Below are 13,771 nucleotides of genomic sequence, written 5' to 3'. Positions count from 1 at the left end.
CGTTCATTTTAGTGAGACCTCTTATGCAGTAACGTATCACAAGAAATTAAGAAGAATCATATATTTGCCCCACAGACCTTTAGCAATATCGCTGAAGCTCTGCGGGGCTGTTCGTTTGAAATGTCTTTGTTAATGAGGTGCCCGATTTGAACCTCAAAATGAATGGGTTAGTAGAGAGCCTTATTTTCACTCCCATATTGCTACCCAAAGTCATTTTGAGGGGATGATATCTTGAAAGCGGATTTGCTGAGGTACAGTATGCAAATAGCGATGCTGAGGCAACTACTAACAATTTCCTTGATAAGTGAACAGGAATTCATTTTGATTAAAAATAGAATAATGCGAGAGTATAGGATTTATTCAGACCTTACTGCCAGGTGAGCCATGTGTAACATACGGAAGAGGCTTTAAATCCAAATTCGCACAATTGTTGAATTCATCTGAATCCATTACGCTGACAGCGTAGAGATCAACTCAGGGGAGGAATCGGCAATGTCATTTTTAGTAGAGGTTATAAAAGCGAATCGGAAGCTGTCAGATCGTACCGGCGGGCAACAAGAAATTCTGAGAGTGGCTCCGTATGCGCGGGTAAGCACAGATACAGAGGAACAGCTCAACAGCTACAAATCTCAAGTCTCCTACTACAGAGAGATGATTGGGCAGCGCAGCGATTGGATGCTGGCTGATATTTATGCGGATGAAGCCATTACGGGTACTCAAGTTAAGAAGCGTGATGATTTTCAGCGATTGATTAACGATTGCTTGAATGGAAAAATTGACATGGTTATCACCAAGTCCATTTCAAGATTCGCCAGGAATACGGTAGACACCTTAAAATATGTCCGGATGCTCAAGGAAAGAAATGTGGCTGTGTTTTTTGAGAAAGAGAACATTAACACCTTAACTATGGATGGTGAATTGCTGCTAACCATTCTAAGTTCAGTAGCTCAGCAAGAAGTTGAGAATATCTCATCCATTGTAAAAATGGGCTTGAAGATGAAAATGCAACGCGGCGAGCTTGTAGGTTTCCAAAGCTGTCTTGGCTATGACTATGATCTCGTAACCAAGCGGATTTCAGTGAAGCCGAGGTTGTTCAATACATTTTTGATCGTTACATCGCTGGCGTCGGAGCCTCAGTGATCGCCAAAGAGCTAACGAAGCTTCCTCATAAAACGAAGCGCGGGAACATGGAATGGGGCGATACTGCGGTGCTCGGTATCTTTAAGAATGAGAAATACAAAGGCGACCTTCTTCAAGGCAAAACCTTTACACTTGATCCTATATCAAAGAGAAGATTGGATAATCATGGCGAAGAAGATCAATATTACATCAAGAATCATCACGAGCCAATCGTAAGCGAAGACATTTTTGAGAAAGCCCAAGATATTTTGTACAGACGGGGAAAGCCGCGTGGAAATTATGCAACATTTTAATTTGTGGATAGATAGGTCGAAGATATTGGGCTGTTGATGGTCCGTCGGACGTTCAATCGATGTTCCAGTCATTCAATATTCTAAAGTAACATGGCTGAACGGCAGAATAGCTATCGAAAACCCGAACGAGTTGCAGTCGGCATGATGGAATACACCGCCCGCTTTACTCGACATTCATTGAAACTAAAGCCGAACGAAGCTTGTTTATTAAAGCCAATGTTGCCATCGGGAAAATCGTACTGTCGTCATAAATCATACCCATTGGCATGCCGAGTCTGGCTCCCTGGACTTGACGAATCAGGGTTCCCACAGGTATACCCATTGACAAGGTTTCCGGTATAAATGCTATTCCGAGTTGATGCTTGACCATCGTTTGCATGGCATCGAAGCTTCCAATCTCCATGCCGGAAAAGGGATTGATTCCTTGTTCCAGCATGGTTCGCTGCAGCATGGCTCTATAATGGCAGTTTTTCTCTTTGAGCAGTATGCGTTGACCTGATAAATCGTTTGTTGTAATCGATTCTTTTTCACTTAAGAAATGGTTTTCATGGATCAGCAAGCAAAACCGTTCTTCATACCATGGCTCGAAAATTAAACGGTTATGGCCCATATTTGGCGAGCATACGCCAAAATCCGCTTCGCCTGCAAGGACCTTGCCCGTAACGAAATCCGTATTACCAATCTCAAAGGTCAGCTCCAGCTTGGGCCTGTCTCTGCAAAAATCGGCAATAATGGAGGCCATTTTGACAGACGCGCAAGGCTCTACGGCTGCGATCCGGACAAGCCCGGCCTCCCCGTCCTGAACATTGCTTATCGTCTGCTGAATCTCGTCTACATAACGGAGCAGGTTTCCAGCTTTCAACGCGAGTAATCGGCCGGCTTCTGTAAGATGAACCTTTTTCCCGTCCCTGATAAACAAGGCAGCGCCCAAATCCGATTCCAATTTTTGAACCTGCAGCGTAACGGTGGACTGTGCGTACTGGAGTTTCGCGGCAGCTTTTTGAAAACTGCCATATTCGATGATCGCCTGGAAAGCCCTCAGCGTTTTCAAATCCATGTATACAAACCACCTTATCATATTTTCCGATCGATCGATTCATTTAATTCAATTTTACAAATATAATAATCCAATTTACGATGATGTCAAGGCATTATTGAGAGCACAGGCATCTAAAAAAAATTTAAAGGTGGTTATATACCCGTGTCGTTATCTTTTCAACATATTCGTAATGCGACCTCCATTTTAACCGTAAACGGCAAGCGTATTTTAATCGATCCCATGTTAAGCGACCCCGGCGAATTGCCGCCTATTCCCCTTACGTTCAATTATCGCCGAAATCCGCTAACTCCTTTGCCTGTTCCGCTAAGCCTCTTTCAAGATGTGGATGCCGTGCTGGTCACGCATCGGCACTTCGATCATTGGGATAAAAAAGCGATTTCTCTGTTGAACAAGCATATTCCGGTATTTTGCCAGCCACGAGATGAACGGTCTATTCGCTCATCCGGTTTTTCAAGAACAATTGCAATTGAGGATACGTTCAAGTGGGAAGGCATTTGGATGAAACGAATCCAGGGGCAGCATGGGCCGGGGTTAACCGGCAAGCTTCTTGGACCAGTTTCCGGATTCATCTTGCACACAGACAAGGAGTCCGTCTATATCGTTGGCGATTGCATTTATACCCCAAGCATAGAAGAGGCTTTTCGGACCTATAAACCCGATGTTGCCATCTTGAACACAGCGAAAGCTCAAATGATGTGGGGAACCGTCATTACGATGACCGAGGAAGACATCGTTCGCATTCCTCGATTGTCGCCAACAACAAAGCTCATCGCTGTCCATCTGGAAACCATAAATCACTGCAAATTAAAGCGAAATGAACTCCTCGAATTTATCGGAAAACAAAATCTGGACGAGTCGGTTTGGGTTCCTGATGACGGCGAGCAACTCTCTTTTTAGGTAGGAGATCGGAATCTGTCGCTTTCCCGACAAGGACAACCAGACATAAACGCAAACGCCGCGTTTCCCTTATACGGAAATCGCGGCGCTTTGGAGGATCTCTTCAATATCAAAAGCGTCTTCGTCTCCAAAAGATGCTCAAGCGATGAGAAGAGACATGGAATCGAAGATGTCGGGCATGGAGGAAGGAGCGCTTGATTCGGCTCGGTCCACATGTGTACAGCTTTCGGCCAGCCTTCATCAGGTCAGAAACGCCCAAGGCTGTTTACTCCGGTTGCCAATGTGGCAGACTTGTTCACAGACCAATTCAGCGTTACGTGCAGCCAACTTGCCAGATGTATGATTGACGTCACTAAAAATGGGTCCGCCATCGCATTGTTGGATAATAAAACCATAAAAAATTGGGAATGAACAAAATTTTAAAACTATCCGCCGCGGGATGGCGCTTTTTTTAGGGACCTCAAAGGAAAGAAGGCTAATCGCCGTATTCGAACAACCCTGCGCTGGCATGTTGCTTCACCGCTTTGATATCTTTCAGGGGAGGGAGACCGAACAGGCGGCGGTATTCCCGATTAAACTGGGAAGAACTTTCGTATCCTACTTCCAGGGCGGCATTGGTTACATCCATCTGGCCGCTAATCAACAGCCGTCTGGCTTCCTGAAGCCGAAGCTGCTTCTGGTACTGCAAAGGCCCCATCGCGGTCACGGCTTTGAATTTGTGATGCAAGCCGGACACGCTCATATTGGTAGCATTTGCGAGCTCTTCGACCGTAAAAGAAAGGGCAAAGTGCTCCTTGATCCAGGCGATGGCCTTGCCGACGCCTTCCGCTTGCTGGTCAAAGAAAACCTGCTGAAAAAACAGATGACCGTACTCGCCGGACAGCAGTTTAAAGATCATTTCCCGTTTGATCAAGCCCGATAAGAAGAGGATTTCTTCTTCGGACTTGTCGAGGAGCATCAGCAGGCGAACAAACAAGGCAAGCAGTTCCGCATCGGCCTTTCCCATAAAGGCTGCCGTCGAATGCTTGACGCGCGGCCGTACTTTCAGTCTGGCTTCCGTGATCACGGAAGCCAACTCCTGGATCGTAAAATCTATTCGCAAGCCGATATAGGGTTGCTTATCCAACGTGTCGGCATTCACTTGCGCCGTTGTCGGCAAAGCGATGAGGGAGGTCAAGAAATCACCTTCCCGCGCAAAAAGAATATGCTCACCGGCATGAATTTTTTTGGAGCCCTGCAGGACCAGACAAAACGAAGGACTCAACACGACGGGGAGCGGCGGCGTTTGCTGGCTGTATCGATTCAAGGTCAAGTAAGGAATTCGGGTATGTAAACGACTGTCGGTAGGGATTCGGCTTGTTGTCAGAGCCTTCACCTGTTCCAGCAAATGCATCCGCATCTCCAGCGTTCCCTGTTCGTCTTCAGATATAAAGTGAATCATGGCGAGCACCTCTCATAATACAGGATCTCAATTAACTCTCCAACGTTATGCAGGATCAGGCAATTTTTCGGCAGAAATCTTCGGGTTTCCTTCTTTATAATAAACTAGAATGAATGTGACGGCAAATCAAAGATAGTACCAAACGGGGCTTGGGGGGCAGAGTCAATGGATAAAACGAAAACGACGGTTCACCGGAGGAAGCGGTTTTGTTGCGGGATGGTGTATCGTCGGGCTTTGACGGCTTGGGTATTAGGTTCGAACAACCGTTCGCAGTCATGCCAAGACCGGATTTGACAAAACCTGCTACGGTGATTAAATCTTCTGCTTCATAGGCGGAATCAAGGATGAACCCGGTGTTTTGGAACCGTGACCTGATCGTTGCTATCCAATGATGATGATTGAGCACGGATTCCCGGGATGTAATCATAATGTCCGAGAGTCCTTGTTCCAAATGATGGTCGATATCTCCCAGACTGCCTTGTGTCAGCTCGAACTGAATCCTTGGATACTCTTGTTGATAATCGCGAATGATACCGGGAATTAATTCTACACCAAGGATATTCAAATAGGAGAGTGCAATCACTCCTGCAGCGGGATCTGCACGCTCCTGAATTTCTTTAACGCCGTTTTCAATATTTTGCAACGCTTTGCCAACCCATTGGGAAAACAAAAGGATCCTTCACTTCACGTCTATTCAAAAAAAACTGCCGCTATACGAAACAACGTTAGCCAAAGCGGCTCTCGCCAACTACAGCAAAGGATTATCCAAGGAGTTCTCTCCTCAAGGGATTCGGATCAATACCTTGTCTCCCGGGTTTATTCAAACGGAAGCGGCGGATGCTTTGATTGATCGAATCGCGTCTGCAGCAGGCAACCGGGAAAGCGCGCTTCAAGCACTTATGGATTCTCTTGGAGGAATTCCGCTTGGTCGTCCGGGCTTGCCAGAAGAGGTAGCGGAGCTGGCTGCCTTTCTGGTGTCGGACCGTGCTGCCTCCATTACGGGAAGCGAATATGTCATTGACGGCGGTACAATCCCTACCGTGTAATTTGAAAAATTCACAACGAGGTGAAGAAAATGGAGTTGGAAAAATTGCCCCCGGCTATTCGGAACTATGTGAGGGCATCGAATAAGCCCGATCCCGCAGCGTTTGTCAAGTGCTTCTCGGATGAGGCCATTGTCCGGGACGAAGGAAAAACCTATGTTGGCAAAAAAGAAATTAAAGCGTGGAGCGACAAATATCATTTTGGAGCGAATGTAACCCTGGAACCCGTAGAAGCCAAAGAGGAAAATGGAGAAGTGGCGGTCATCTTCAAGGTGGATGGCACCTTCGACAAAACGGGGTTGCCCGATCCGCTTTTATTGACCGCTCATGTTGCGATTGAACAAGATAAAATCATTCGATTGCACATTTTCTAAGCATCGTCGAGGGGTCAATATGATTCCCATCCTGCTCGTAAGCTTGAGAGGACGAGGGTATCACAGGGGGCAACTGATCAAGGAATATAGAACGGAGCTTGTCGCAGCCCTTCGGCGATCGACAAGCTCCGTTCGCTTTTCATACCGTTGCGGCATCAAGCCATGACAGCCTGACTCAACTGAGCGCGGAAAAATTCGCCCAGCTTCACCAGCGCAGGCCCTACGTATTCTTCCTTGTCGTAAAGCGCGACATGAGAAGCTCCCTCGATCCAGAACAATTCCTTAGGTTCTTTGGCAGCCGCGAACGCATCCGTCGCCATCCAGGAAGTTTCTGCTTCCGTTCCAACGATCATCAACAGCGGACGCGGCGCAATCAGATCGATAAAGCGGAACGGATCGAAAGAAGCGATCCGATCGATGCTGTTCAAGGTAAACGCTTTGGCCGAACGCGGGTGCTGCGCGCGATCGGTGCAGTAATATTCCCAGCCCTCGAAAACATGCTGGCCTCCGGCCCGGGCCTGCGCTTCGTTCTCCGGAAAGATGGGGAATGTGGCGATTCCTTCTCCCCGGGCAGCCGCGGTGCGGGCAGCCGCTGCGGCGGTCAGCATCCCTTGAAGGATCGCCGGGTCCTGCTTGCCGTCGCTGCCGCTTCGAAATTGACGGCCGATGTCCGCGCCGCTGACGGTAGCGACGGCTTTAACGCGCAAGTCGGTGACGCTCGCCGGTATGACATAACCACCGGAGGCGCATATCCCCAAAGCGCCGATTCGGTTGGCGTCGACCTCGTCTCGCGTACTCAGAAAAGAGACGGCCGCCTTGAAATCCTCGACCCGTTGGGCAGGGTCCTCCAACCCGCGCGGTGTACCTTCGCTTTCCCCCTGATAAGCCGTATCGAAGGCGAGCGTGATGAAACCTTGTTCAGCCAGGCGGCTGGCGTACAGTCCCGCCGTTTGTTCCTTAACGCCGCTAGCCGGATGGCCGACCACGATCGCGGGACGCGGTTCTTCCCCCTCTCCTTCAGGCGTGTACAGATGTGCGGCAAGCTTCAGACCGGCGCTTTCGAACGTCACGTTTGTACGAATTGCATGTGTCATGCCTATACCTCCAAGCTGCATTATTATTGGTGCTTACATTTACGAAGTTTACATCAATAATAAATTTTGTCAAGTTAGGATAAGCGTTTAACGGGTGGGCCGGAGGAATCGGTCGCCGGCGACGGCCTCTCTGGGCACGGCGGACTCGATGGACGCCCGTTCCTCCGGACTCAGCTTGACCTGGAGCGCATCGATATTTTCCTCCAGATACTTGACACGTTTGGTGCCCGGAATCGGAACCATATCGCTGCCTTGCGCCAGTAGCCAGGCGAGCGCCAGTTGGGGCAGGGAACAGTTTTTGGCGGCCGCGATTTGTCCCAGCCGATCAAGAAGGACCGCATTGCGCGACCAATTGTCGCCCTGAAGCCGCTGAGAGAAACGGCGCATATCGCTTTCTTCCAGTTCGTCTGCGCGGCTGAGTTGTCCGCTCAGAATCCCTCGTCCGAGCGGACTGTACGGCACCAGTCCGATCCCCAGCTCGCGGCAGACCGCCAGCATACTGTCTTCCACATCGCGGCTGAACAGCGAATATTCAGACTGCAGCGCGGTGATCGGAAAGACGGCGTGGGCACGCCGGATCTCGTCCGGCGTCGCTTCGGACAAGCCCAGAAACCGGACTTTCCCCTCGCGGACCAGCTCGGCCATTGCGCCGACCGATTCCTCCACAGGCGTGTTCGGATCGACCCGATGCAAGTAGTATAAATCGATGTAATTCGTCCCCAGTCGCCTGAGACTCGCTTCGCAGGCGGCTCGGACATAGGCTGGACTGCCGTTAAAGCCGACATGCTCGCCGTTGTCGCGGCGCACAAATCCGAATTTGGTCGCCAGCCGCACGTCGCCGCGCCGGTCCTTCACCGCGTCGCCGATGAGTTCCTCATTGTGGCCCAGTCCGTAACCGTCTGCCGTATCCAGCAGCGTGACACCTAATTCCAGCGCGCGGTGAATGGTACGCAGCGATTCATGATGGTCCCGTGCGCCGTAAAACTCCGACATGCCCATGCAGCCCAGTCCGAGCGCCGATACCTCCAGAGCCGCTTTTCCGCTGCCCAACGTTTTCATTTGCATCCTACCCTTCTCCTTCTTTGTTCAATTTTTGTTGTTCAGTTGTCGACTATACGCCTTATACCGCGGTTCAAGGCAAGCGGAAAAAGAAAGGTTGCCTTAAACCGCGGTATAAGGTGTAAGCTTGAAGGGGAACTTTCTGAATATGGAGGCGAGAGAAGTGGACGTAACCATCAAAGAAGCTTCGGAGGAGCTCGGTATCCCTGCCACAACCATCCGGTTTTACGAACGAAAGGGGCTGCTTCTGTTTCTGAGGCGCGACGCTCACGGCAATCGGCTGTTCGGACCGAAGGATCTTGATTGGCTGCGGCTGATGGGCTGGTTCCGCGCCACGGGCATGAGCGTGGCCGATCTGCAGAAGTTCGCCAGGCTGGCGGCAGAAGGGGAAACGACAATCCCTCAACGTCAACAGTTGCTCGAGAAGCACAGGAAGGAGTTGGAACGAAGACAGGAGGATCTGAATCGGGCGTTTGAAGCGGTCAACCGTAAATTGGAGCAATACGAAGCTTACCGCCGCGTTCCTTCCAAGCGTGATGTGCAATGGCCGGGAAGCGTCCGACTGCCCGAATAAAGGTGCGGCTGCATCAAACTTGACACCTAGTGTCCGAAGTGTTAATTTTTTTGTATGAACACTAAAGAATCGACAAGACTTTCATATGTGCTTGAGACGGCCCTCGCGGTGTTTTTCAAGCATGGCTTCCGAAAAACATCGATCGAGGATATTGCACAGGCTGCGGGTATTTCTCGTCAGGGCATTTATCTGCACTATAAAAACAAGGATGAAATTTTTCGCGCGGCCATTCAAAAGACATTGGACGACGGCCTGGAAGCCGTTGAAGCCGTCCTTTTGAACGCCGACTTGAAGCTGGAGGAAAAGCTGTTCGGCGCATTGGACGAATGGTTCGGGCGTCACGCTGGCCTCTTCCAGCCCGATGCGTCAGACCTTGCGGCTCAAAGCGAGCGCGTTCTGGGGGAAGCGGTTGAACACAGCAATATTCGATTTCAACGTAAAATCGAAGCGGTGATTCTTTCGTCGAGCGAACAGACAGAGCGCATGAAGAATCAAGCGGCGACGATCGTCGATATTCTTTACGCGTGCGCCTTGACCTGGAAACATTCGCTTGGTTCGCGGCAGGAATTTTCCGATAAATTGCGCGCTGCCATTCGTCTGTGCTGCAGGGATTTATAGAATCCGACCGCATAAAGGTGAAAAGGTATGTCTACCATAAAGGAAGTTTCGGAGGAAACCGGCCTGTCGACTTATACGCTTCGTTATTATGAACGGGAAGGCATTTTGCCGAACGTCAAGCGCGACTCGAGCGGCAATCGGTTATACGACAGCGAAAGTATGGAATGGCTGCAATTTATTTTGTCTCTCCGAGCAACGGGCATGCCGCTAGCGGAGATCAAGCAGTATGTGGATTTATATAAGAAAGGCGAGAGCACCTTCCGTCAGCGAAAACAAATGATGCTCGATCATAAAGAGAAAGTAGAGAAGAACGTTGCGGAAATTCTGAAATATTTGGAAATTATCAACTATAAGCTGGCTTTGTATGACATACAGGAAAAAGGAATGTTCAGGATGATGCCCTGAACCGACCGGTCAGTCGTATGAACGAAGCAACCCCGTCATGAAGGTTATAACCCCATTTATTCCCGATGTGCTGCCCTTCATTCCTCGATCCTTCCCAAATCGATCCGCCTTGTACGGTTTGCCTCCTATATTAGAGTAGGCTCAAAGGAGTGTACTCCTTTTTTAAGCTTATTTTAGTCGTATTTCGATTCTTTTACGGAATCATTCGCCGTTTTTGCGGGGTGCCTGCAAGGATTTGACTTACAGTTAGCTCCACTTGTTACACTGGCATAAACCGGTTAGAAACCGGGTATCCTCGAACAAAAGGAGAAGGATAATACATGAGTACAAAAGTTGTAATCATTACAGGTGCAAGCAGCGGGATGGGAGCGGCCACAGCCCAGTTGCTTGCTCAAAGCGGTTATCGCGTAATGATGGCAGCCCGACGCGAGGAGCGCTTGCGGCAGCTTCGGGAAGAAATCATTCGCGACGGCGGAGAGGCCAGCTATAAAGTGACAGACGTGACTGTGCGCGCGGACATGGAGGCGTTAGCCGCCGAAACCTTGCACGTATACGGTCAGATTGATGTCATCATCAATAATGCAGGCATCATGCCGTTGTCCTTTTTCAGAAGTTTGAAAGTGGAAGAGTGGGAAAACATGATTGATGTGAACATCAAAGGCGTTATGTATGGCATGGCAGCCGTGTACAAGCATATGGAGGAGCGCAATGAGGGCCATATCATTAATTTTGGCTCTATTGCCTCACACGTTATTTTCCCATCCAGTTCCGTCTACAGCGCAACCAAACATGCGGTTCGCGTGTTGACGGAAGGGATGCGGACAGAGATTGGTCCACAGCAAAAAATTCGGACCACCCTTGTCTGTCCCGGATCGGTGGCTACCGAGCTTAGCGATAACATTACGGATACTTCGATTTTTCCGGCACTCGAGAAATTGGGCAACAAGGAATGGACTCCGCTGGAAGCCAGCGACATCGCCAGGACGATTTTGTTTGCTATTCAGCAGCCGGACAATGTGGATATCAACGAAATGATTGTTCGGCCAACAGCGCAAAGCTTATAAGGGCTGTTGCCGGATTATGATGTCTGCGGTCGCCGATTAGTTGATTCCGCTGACGGTACGCCAACAGAAAGGAGCTTATCGACACCGATGGGGTGCGTTAAGCTCCTTTTTGACTCACCCTAGAAGTCGCTTCGTACAGGTTTTTTCTTCAAGCAAAGCTCTTAGTTCAATGGAACCTATTCGTTATACATAACCAGTCCTCCTTTGTCATGGCTTGGGTACCTGCTGTCAGTCCCTGACGTGATTATATTAAAGAAGGTTTGCAGTTTTAGGCAATTATCCGGCAGAATTCTTCAGGTATTCTTCTTTAGAATACGAGATGATGACTACAGAGGCAATTCAATTAAAATGAAGGAGGCGGGGCAAATGAACAAGCCCGAGACGGTACTGGTTACAGGGGGGAGCGGCTATGTGGCCGGCTGGTGCATCGTCGAACTGTTAAGACGCGGATACAGTGTACGTACAACCGTTCGCAACAATTCGAGAGAACAAGCGATTCGAGCGGCAATTGCTGCGGAGGTCGACGCGGGAGAGAGGTTAAGCTTCTTTACAGCGGATTTGACCCAGGATGCCGGATGGGACGAGGCAGCGTCCGGTTGCGCGTATGTGCTTCACGTTGCCTCTCCACTGGGGAGCGTCAACCCGAGCGATGCGGAAACGCTGATCCGACCGGCCCGGGAAGGCACGCTGCGTGTGCTCCGCGCAGCCGTGAAGGCAAACGTGAAACGGGTAGTGATGACCTCTGCGTGCGCAGCCGCAACGCCAGCCGGCAATCCGGGGGAACGCATGATTGACGAGTCGACCTGGAGCGATCCCGAGGATGAGAAACTTGATGCTTACCGAAAGTCCAAGGCGCTCGCCGAAAAGGATGCCTGGGAGTTTATGAAGATCGGCGGCGGATCGACCGCATTGACCACGATTTTGCCCGGCGCCGTATTCGGACCGGTGCTTTCGAAGGACCAGTTGGGCTCCACATCGATTATTGGAGGCTTGCTGCAAGGTCACATGCCGGGAACGCCGCGCATCGGCTTTGAAGTCGTGGATGTACGCGACTTGGCCGATATCCATATCCGTGCGATGACGTCGGAGGCGGCTGCCGGACAACGGTTTATCGCTGTCAGCGAATGGATGTGGATGAATGAGGTCTCGCTGGTGCTGCGCTCGTCGCTCGGGGAGGCGGCAAGTAAAGCGCCGACGCAAATCGTGTCCGACGAGGAAGTGCTGCGGTTGTCCCAGACCGATCCCGGGCTGCGTGCAATCACGCCTTTGTTGGGACGGCGTTTCCGCTATACGTCGTTGAAGGCACAGCAATTGCTCGACTGGCGACCGCGTCCGGCCGAACAGACGATTGTGGACTGCGGACATAGTCTTATCGCGCATCAGGTTGTGTAGCATTCTCGAAAGAAACCATCGAAATCAATTCGGAAGGCAGGGAAAATAGATGAGTATCGCACTACGCAAACTGGGAACTCAAGGACTGGAAGTATCGGCGATCGGACTTGGCTGCATGGGCATGAGCCAGTCCTATGGCGCTGCGGATGATCGCGAATCGATCGCGATCTTGCATCGAGCCATCGAGATCGGCTGCAATTTCTTTGATACGGCGCAAGGCTACGGTCCGCTCACCAATGAGGAACTGCTGGGCAAGGCGTTCAAGGGCAGACGCGATCAGGTGATTATCGGCACAAAGTTCGGTTTTCGTTTCAAGGACGGCAAGCAGGTTGGGGCCGAGCGGGCGAGCCGGCCCGAGCACATTCGCGAGGCGGTGGAAGGTTCGCTGCAGCGACTGGACACCGATTACATCGACCTGTTGTATCAGCACCGCATCGACCCAGCCGTACCGATTGAGGAGGTGGCCGGCACCGTAAGCGATCTGGTTCGGGAGGGCAAGGTGCGATTTTTTGGTTTGTCCGAGGCTGGAGTCGCCAACATCCGCCGCGCGCACTCTGTTCACCCGGTCTCCGCGCTTCAAAGCGAATATTCCCTTTGGGAGCGCAATCTGGAGGCGGAGATTATCCCGGTCTTGCGTGAGCTCGGCATCGGTCTCGTGCCGTTCTGTCCGCTCGGCCGGGGCTTTTTGACCGGGGCCGCAAAGCGGGCTGAGGAATATCCGGAAGGAGATTACAGGCGAACCGATCCGCGTTTTCAAGGGGAGAACTACGATGTCAATATGAAGTCGGCGAGGATCGTTGCGGAAATGGCAGCAGTCAAGGAGGTAAAGCCAGGTCAAATCGCCTTAGCCTGGCTGCTTCATAAAGGCGAGGACATTGTGCCGATTCCGGGAACCAAGCGGCTGCGCTATCTGGAGGAGAATGTGGCGGCGGCCGGGATAGCCCTGAACGATTCGGAGCTGAAGTCGCTTGACGAAGCGCTGGCGTCCGAGAAGATTTCCGGCCAGCGTTACCCGGATTGGATTATGGCAACGATTGACCGGTGATAACGGCTGGAAAGTCGCTTACCAAAGGTCGCAGATGAGCGGGAGATGCGGAATTTCCTTGAGAGGGCGTCCGCATCTCCCGACTTCATCATGAACCTAATAATTTGAGAGCCATCCGAAGCGGAATGGCTCTTGTTAGGGTTGGCTGTCCGCTGCGGCGAGTCCGCTTACGGCTGCCGATTTTTCAGTCGTAGACCAAGGAGCAGGCATGGAACATGATTGAAACAGATTATATTATTCACAGTTGCTACACGGGAAAGGAGGCATTCTCA

Annotated in this window: 15 protein-coding genes and 1 pseudogene; 11 read left to right on the top strand and 5 right to left on the bottom strand. The window is 50.8% G+C overall.

Annotation, left to right across the window (positions count from 1 at the left end; translation table 11 throughout):
• The first annotated feature begins 492 nt into the window (after positions 1-492).
• Together ACQ4N8_RS13725 and ACQ4N8_RS13720 are read left to right on the top strand one after the other, a co-directional pair.
• The gene (locus tag ACQ4N8_RS13725) at positions 493-1,140 is read left to right on the top strand and encodes a recombinase family protein (protein ID WP_430704933.1); all 648 of its coding nucleotides are present in this window, start codon (positions 493-495) and stop codon (positions 1,138-1,140) included.
• Complete coding sequence (locus ACQ4N8_RS13720; protein ID WP_430704932.1) at positions 1,137-1,433, top strand: recombinase family protein; 297 nt, start codon at positions 1,137-1,139, stop codon at positions 1,431-1,433. Before ACQ4N8_RS13725 ends, ACQ4N8_RS13720 begins: the two co-directional genes overlap by 4 nt.
• A gap of 163 nt (positions 1,434-1,596) precedes the next feature.
• Here the strand turns inward: ACQ4N8_RS13720 and ACQ4N8_RS13715 are convergent, their stop codons facing one another.
• A complete protein-coding gene (locus ACQ4N8_RS13715; RefSeq protein ID WP_430704931.1) occupies positions 1,597-2,490 on the bottom strand; it encodes a LysR family transcriptional regulator in 894 nt (297 codons plus the stop codon).
• A gap of 144 nt (positions 2,491-2,634) precedes the next feature.
• On the opposite strand from ACQ4N8_RS13715, the gene ACQ4N8_RS13710 reads away from it, so the two are divergent.
• Positions 2,635-3,390 (top strand): MBL fold metallo-hydrolase, encoded by a 756-nt coding sequence (locus tag ACQ4N8_RS13710; RefSeq protein ID WP_430704930.1) that lies wholly within the window; start codon positions 2,635-2,637, stop codon positions 3,388-3,390.
• Between the two features lie 475 nt (positions 3,391-3,865).
• Here the strand turns inward: ACQ4N8_RS13710 and ACQ4N8_RS13705 are convergent, their stop codons facing one another.
• Both ACQ4N8_RS13705 and ACQ4N8_RS13700 read right to left on the bottom strand, forming a co-directional pair.
• The gene (locus tag ACQ4N8_RS13705) at positions 3,866-4,831 is read right to left on the bottom strand and encodes an AraC family transcriptional regulator (RefSeq protein WP_430704929.1); all 966 of its coding nucleotides are present in this window, start codon (positions 4,829-4,831) and stop codon (positions 3,866-3,868) included.
• Between the two features lie 94 nt (positions 4,832-4,925).
• Entirely contained in the window at positions 4,926-5,474 is a 549-nt protein-coding gene (locus tag ACQ4N8_RS13700; RefSeq protein WP_430704928.1) for a LysR substrate-binding domain-containing protein, read from the bottom strand.
• Between the two features lie 31 nt (positions 5,475-5,505).
• Here ACQ4N8_RS13700 and ACQ4N8_RS13695 point away from each other — a divergent pair.
• Together ACQ4N8_RS13695 and ACQ4N8_RS13690 are read left to right on the top strand one after the other, a co-directional pair.
• Positions 5,506-5,877 (top strand): annotated as a pseudogene (locus ACQ4N8_RS13695) (SDR family oxidoreductase); the annotation flags it as partial.
• A 29-nt stretch (positions 5,878-5,906) separates the two neighbouring features.
• Positions 5,907-6,248 (top strand): nuclear transport factor 2 family protein, encoded by a 342-nt coding sequence (locus ACQ4N8_RS13690; RefSeq protein WP_430704927.1) that lies wholly within the window; start codon positions 5,907-5,909, stop codon positions 6,246-6,248.
• A gap of 155 nt (positions 6,249-6,403) precedes the next feature.
• On the opposite strand, the gene ACQ4N8_RS13685 is transcribed toward ACQ4N8_RS13690, so the two are convergent.
• Together ACQ4N8_RS13685 and ACQ4N8_RS13680 are read right to left on the bottom strand one after the other, a co-directional pair.
• On the bottom strand, positions 6,404-7,342 hold the full coding sequence (locus ACQ4N8_RS13685) for an alpha/beta hydrolase (protein WP_430704926.1): 939 nt from the start codon (positions 7,340-7,342) through the stop codon (positions 6,404-6,406).
• 87 nt (positions 7,343-7,429) lie between these two features.
• On the bottom strand, positions 7,430-8,401 hold the full coding sequence (locus ACQ4N8_RS13680; RefSeq protein WP_430704953.1) for an aldo/keto reductase: 972 nt from the start codon (positions 8,399-8,401) through the stop codon (positions 7,430-7,432).
• Positions 8,402-8,549: 148 nt separating this feature from the next.
• Here ACQ4N8_RS13680 and ACQ4N8_RS13675 point away from each other — a divergent pair, with 148 nt between their 5' ends.
• From ACQ4N8_RS13675 to ACQ4N8_RS13650, 6 genes are all read left to right on the top strand, one after another.
• Complete coding sequence (locus tag ACQ4N8_RS13675; RefSeq protein WP_430704925.1) at positions 8,550-8,975, top strand: MerR family transcriptional regulator; 426 nt, start codon at positions 8,550-8,552, stop codon at positions 8,973-8,975.
• A gap of 54 nt (positions 8,976-9,029) precedes the next feature.
• The gene (locus tag ACQ4N8_RS13670; RefSeq protein ID WP_430704924.1) at positions 9,030-9,593 is read left to right on the top strand and encodes a TetR/AcrR family transcriptional regulator; all 564 of its coding nucleotides are present in this window, start codon (positions 9,030-9,032) and stop codon (positions 9,591-9,593) included.
• Between the two features lie 27 nt (positions 9,594-9,620).
• Entirely contained in the window at positions 9,621-9,998 is a 378-nt protein-coding gene (locus ACQ4N8_RS13665) for a MerR family transcriptional regulator (RefSeq protein WP_430704923.1), read from the top strand.
• A 320-nt stretch (positions 9,999-10,318) separates the two neighbouring features.
• Positions 10,319-11,062 (top strand): SDR family oxidoreductase, encoded by a 744-nt coding sequence (locus tag ACQ4N8_RS13660; RefSeq protein WP_430704922.1) that lies wholly within the window; start codon positions 10,319-10,321, stop codon positions 11,060-11,062.
• 366 nt (positions 11,063-11,428) lie between these two features.
• Positions 11,429-12,454, top strand: a complete 1,026-nt coding sequence (locus ACQ4N8_RS13655) for an SDR family oxidoreductase (RefSeq protein ID WP_430704921.1) — start codon at positions 11,429-11,431, stop codon at positions 12,452-12,454.
• Between the two features lie 55 nt (positions 12,455-12,509).
• Positions 12,510-13,499, top strand: coding sequence for an aldo/keto reductase (locus ACQ4N8_RS13650; RefSeq protein WP_430704952.1), 990 nt, complete (start codon positions 12,510-12,512; stop codon positions 13,497-13,499).
• The last annotated feature ends 272 nt before the right edge of the window (positions 13,500-13,771 follow it).

Source organism: Paenibacillus macerans, assembly GCF_050565405.1.
Lineage (GTDB): Bacteria > Bacillota > Bacilli > Paenibacillales > Paenibacillaceae > Fontibacillus > Fontibacillus macerans_B.
Note: the sequence above shows the minus strand (reverse complement) of the source record. Positions and strands in the feature narration are given on the sequence as shown.

Coding starts and splice junctions, on each gene's coding strand:
- ACQ4N8_RS13675 (WP_430704925.1), top strand. CDS start 8,550: ATGGAGGCGAGAGAAGTGGACGTAACCATCAAAGAAGCTTCGGAGGAG.
- ACQ4N8_RS13690 (WP_430704927.1), top strand. CDS start 5,907: ATGGAGTTGGAAAAATTGCCCCCGGCTATTCGGAACTATGTGAGGGCA.
- ACQ4N8_RS13685 (WP_430704926.1), bottom strand. CDS start 7,342: ATGACACATGCAATTCGTACAAACGTGACGTTCGAAAGCGCCGGTCTG.
- ACQ4N8_RS13725 (WP_430704933.1), top strand. CDS start 493: ATGTCATTTTTAGTAGAGGTTATAAAAGCGAATCGGAAGCTGTCAGAT.
- ACQ4N8_RS13655 (WP_430704921.1), top strand. CDS start 11,429: ATGAACAAGCCCGAGACGGTACTGGTTACAGGGGGGAGCGGCTATGTG.
- ACQ4N8_RS13705 (WP_430704929.1), bottom strand. CDS start 4,831: ATGATTCACTTTATATCTGAAGACGAACAGGGAACGCTGGAGATGCGG.
- ACQ4N8_RS13660 (WP_430704922.1), top strand. CDS start 10,319: ATGAGTACAAAAGTTGTAATCATTACAGGTGCAAGCAGCGGGATGGGA.
- ACQ4N8_RS13670 (WP_430704924.1), top strand. CDS start 9,030: ATGAACACTAAAGAATCGACAAGACTTTCATATGTGCTTGAGACGGCC.
- ACQ4N8_RS13680 (WP_430704953.1), bottom strand. CDS start 8,401: ATGAAAACGTTGGGCAGCGGAAAAGCGGCTCTGGAGGTATCGGCGCTC.
- ACQ4N8_RS13665 (WP_430704923.1), top strand. CDS start 9,621: ATGTCTACCATAAAGGAAGTTTCGGAGGAAACCGGCCTGTCGACTTAT.
- ACQ4N8_RS13715 (WP_430704931.1), bottom strand. CDS start 2,490: ATGGATTTGAAAACGCTGAGGGCTTTCCAGGCGATCATCGAATATGGC.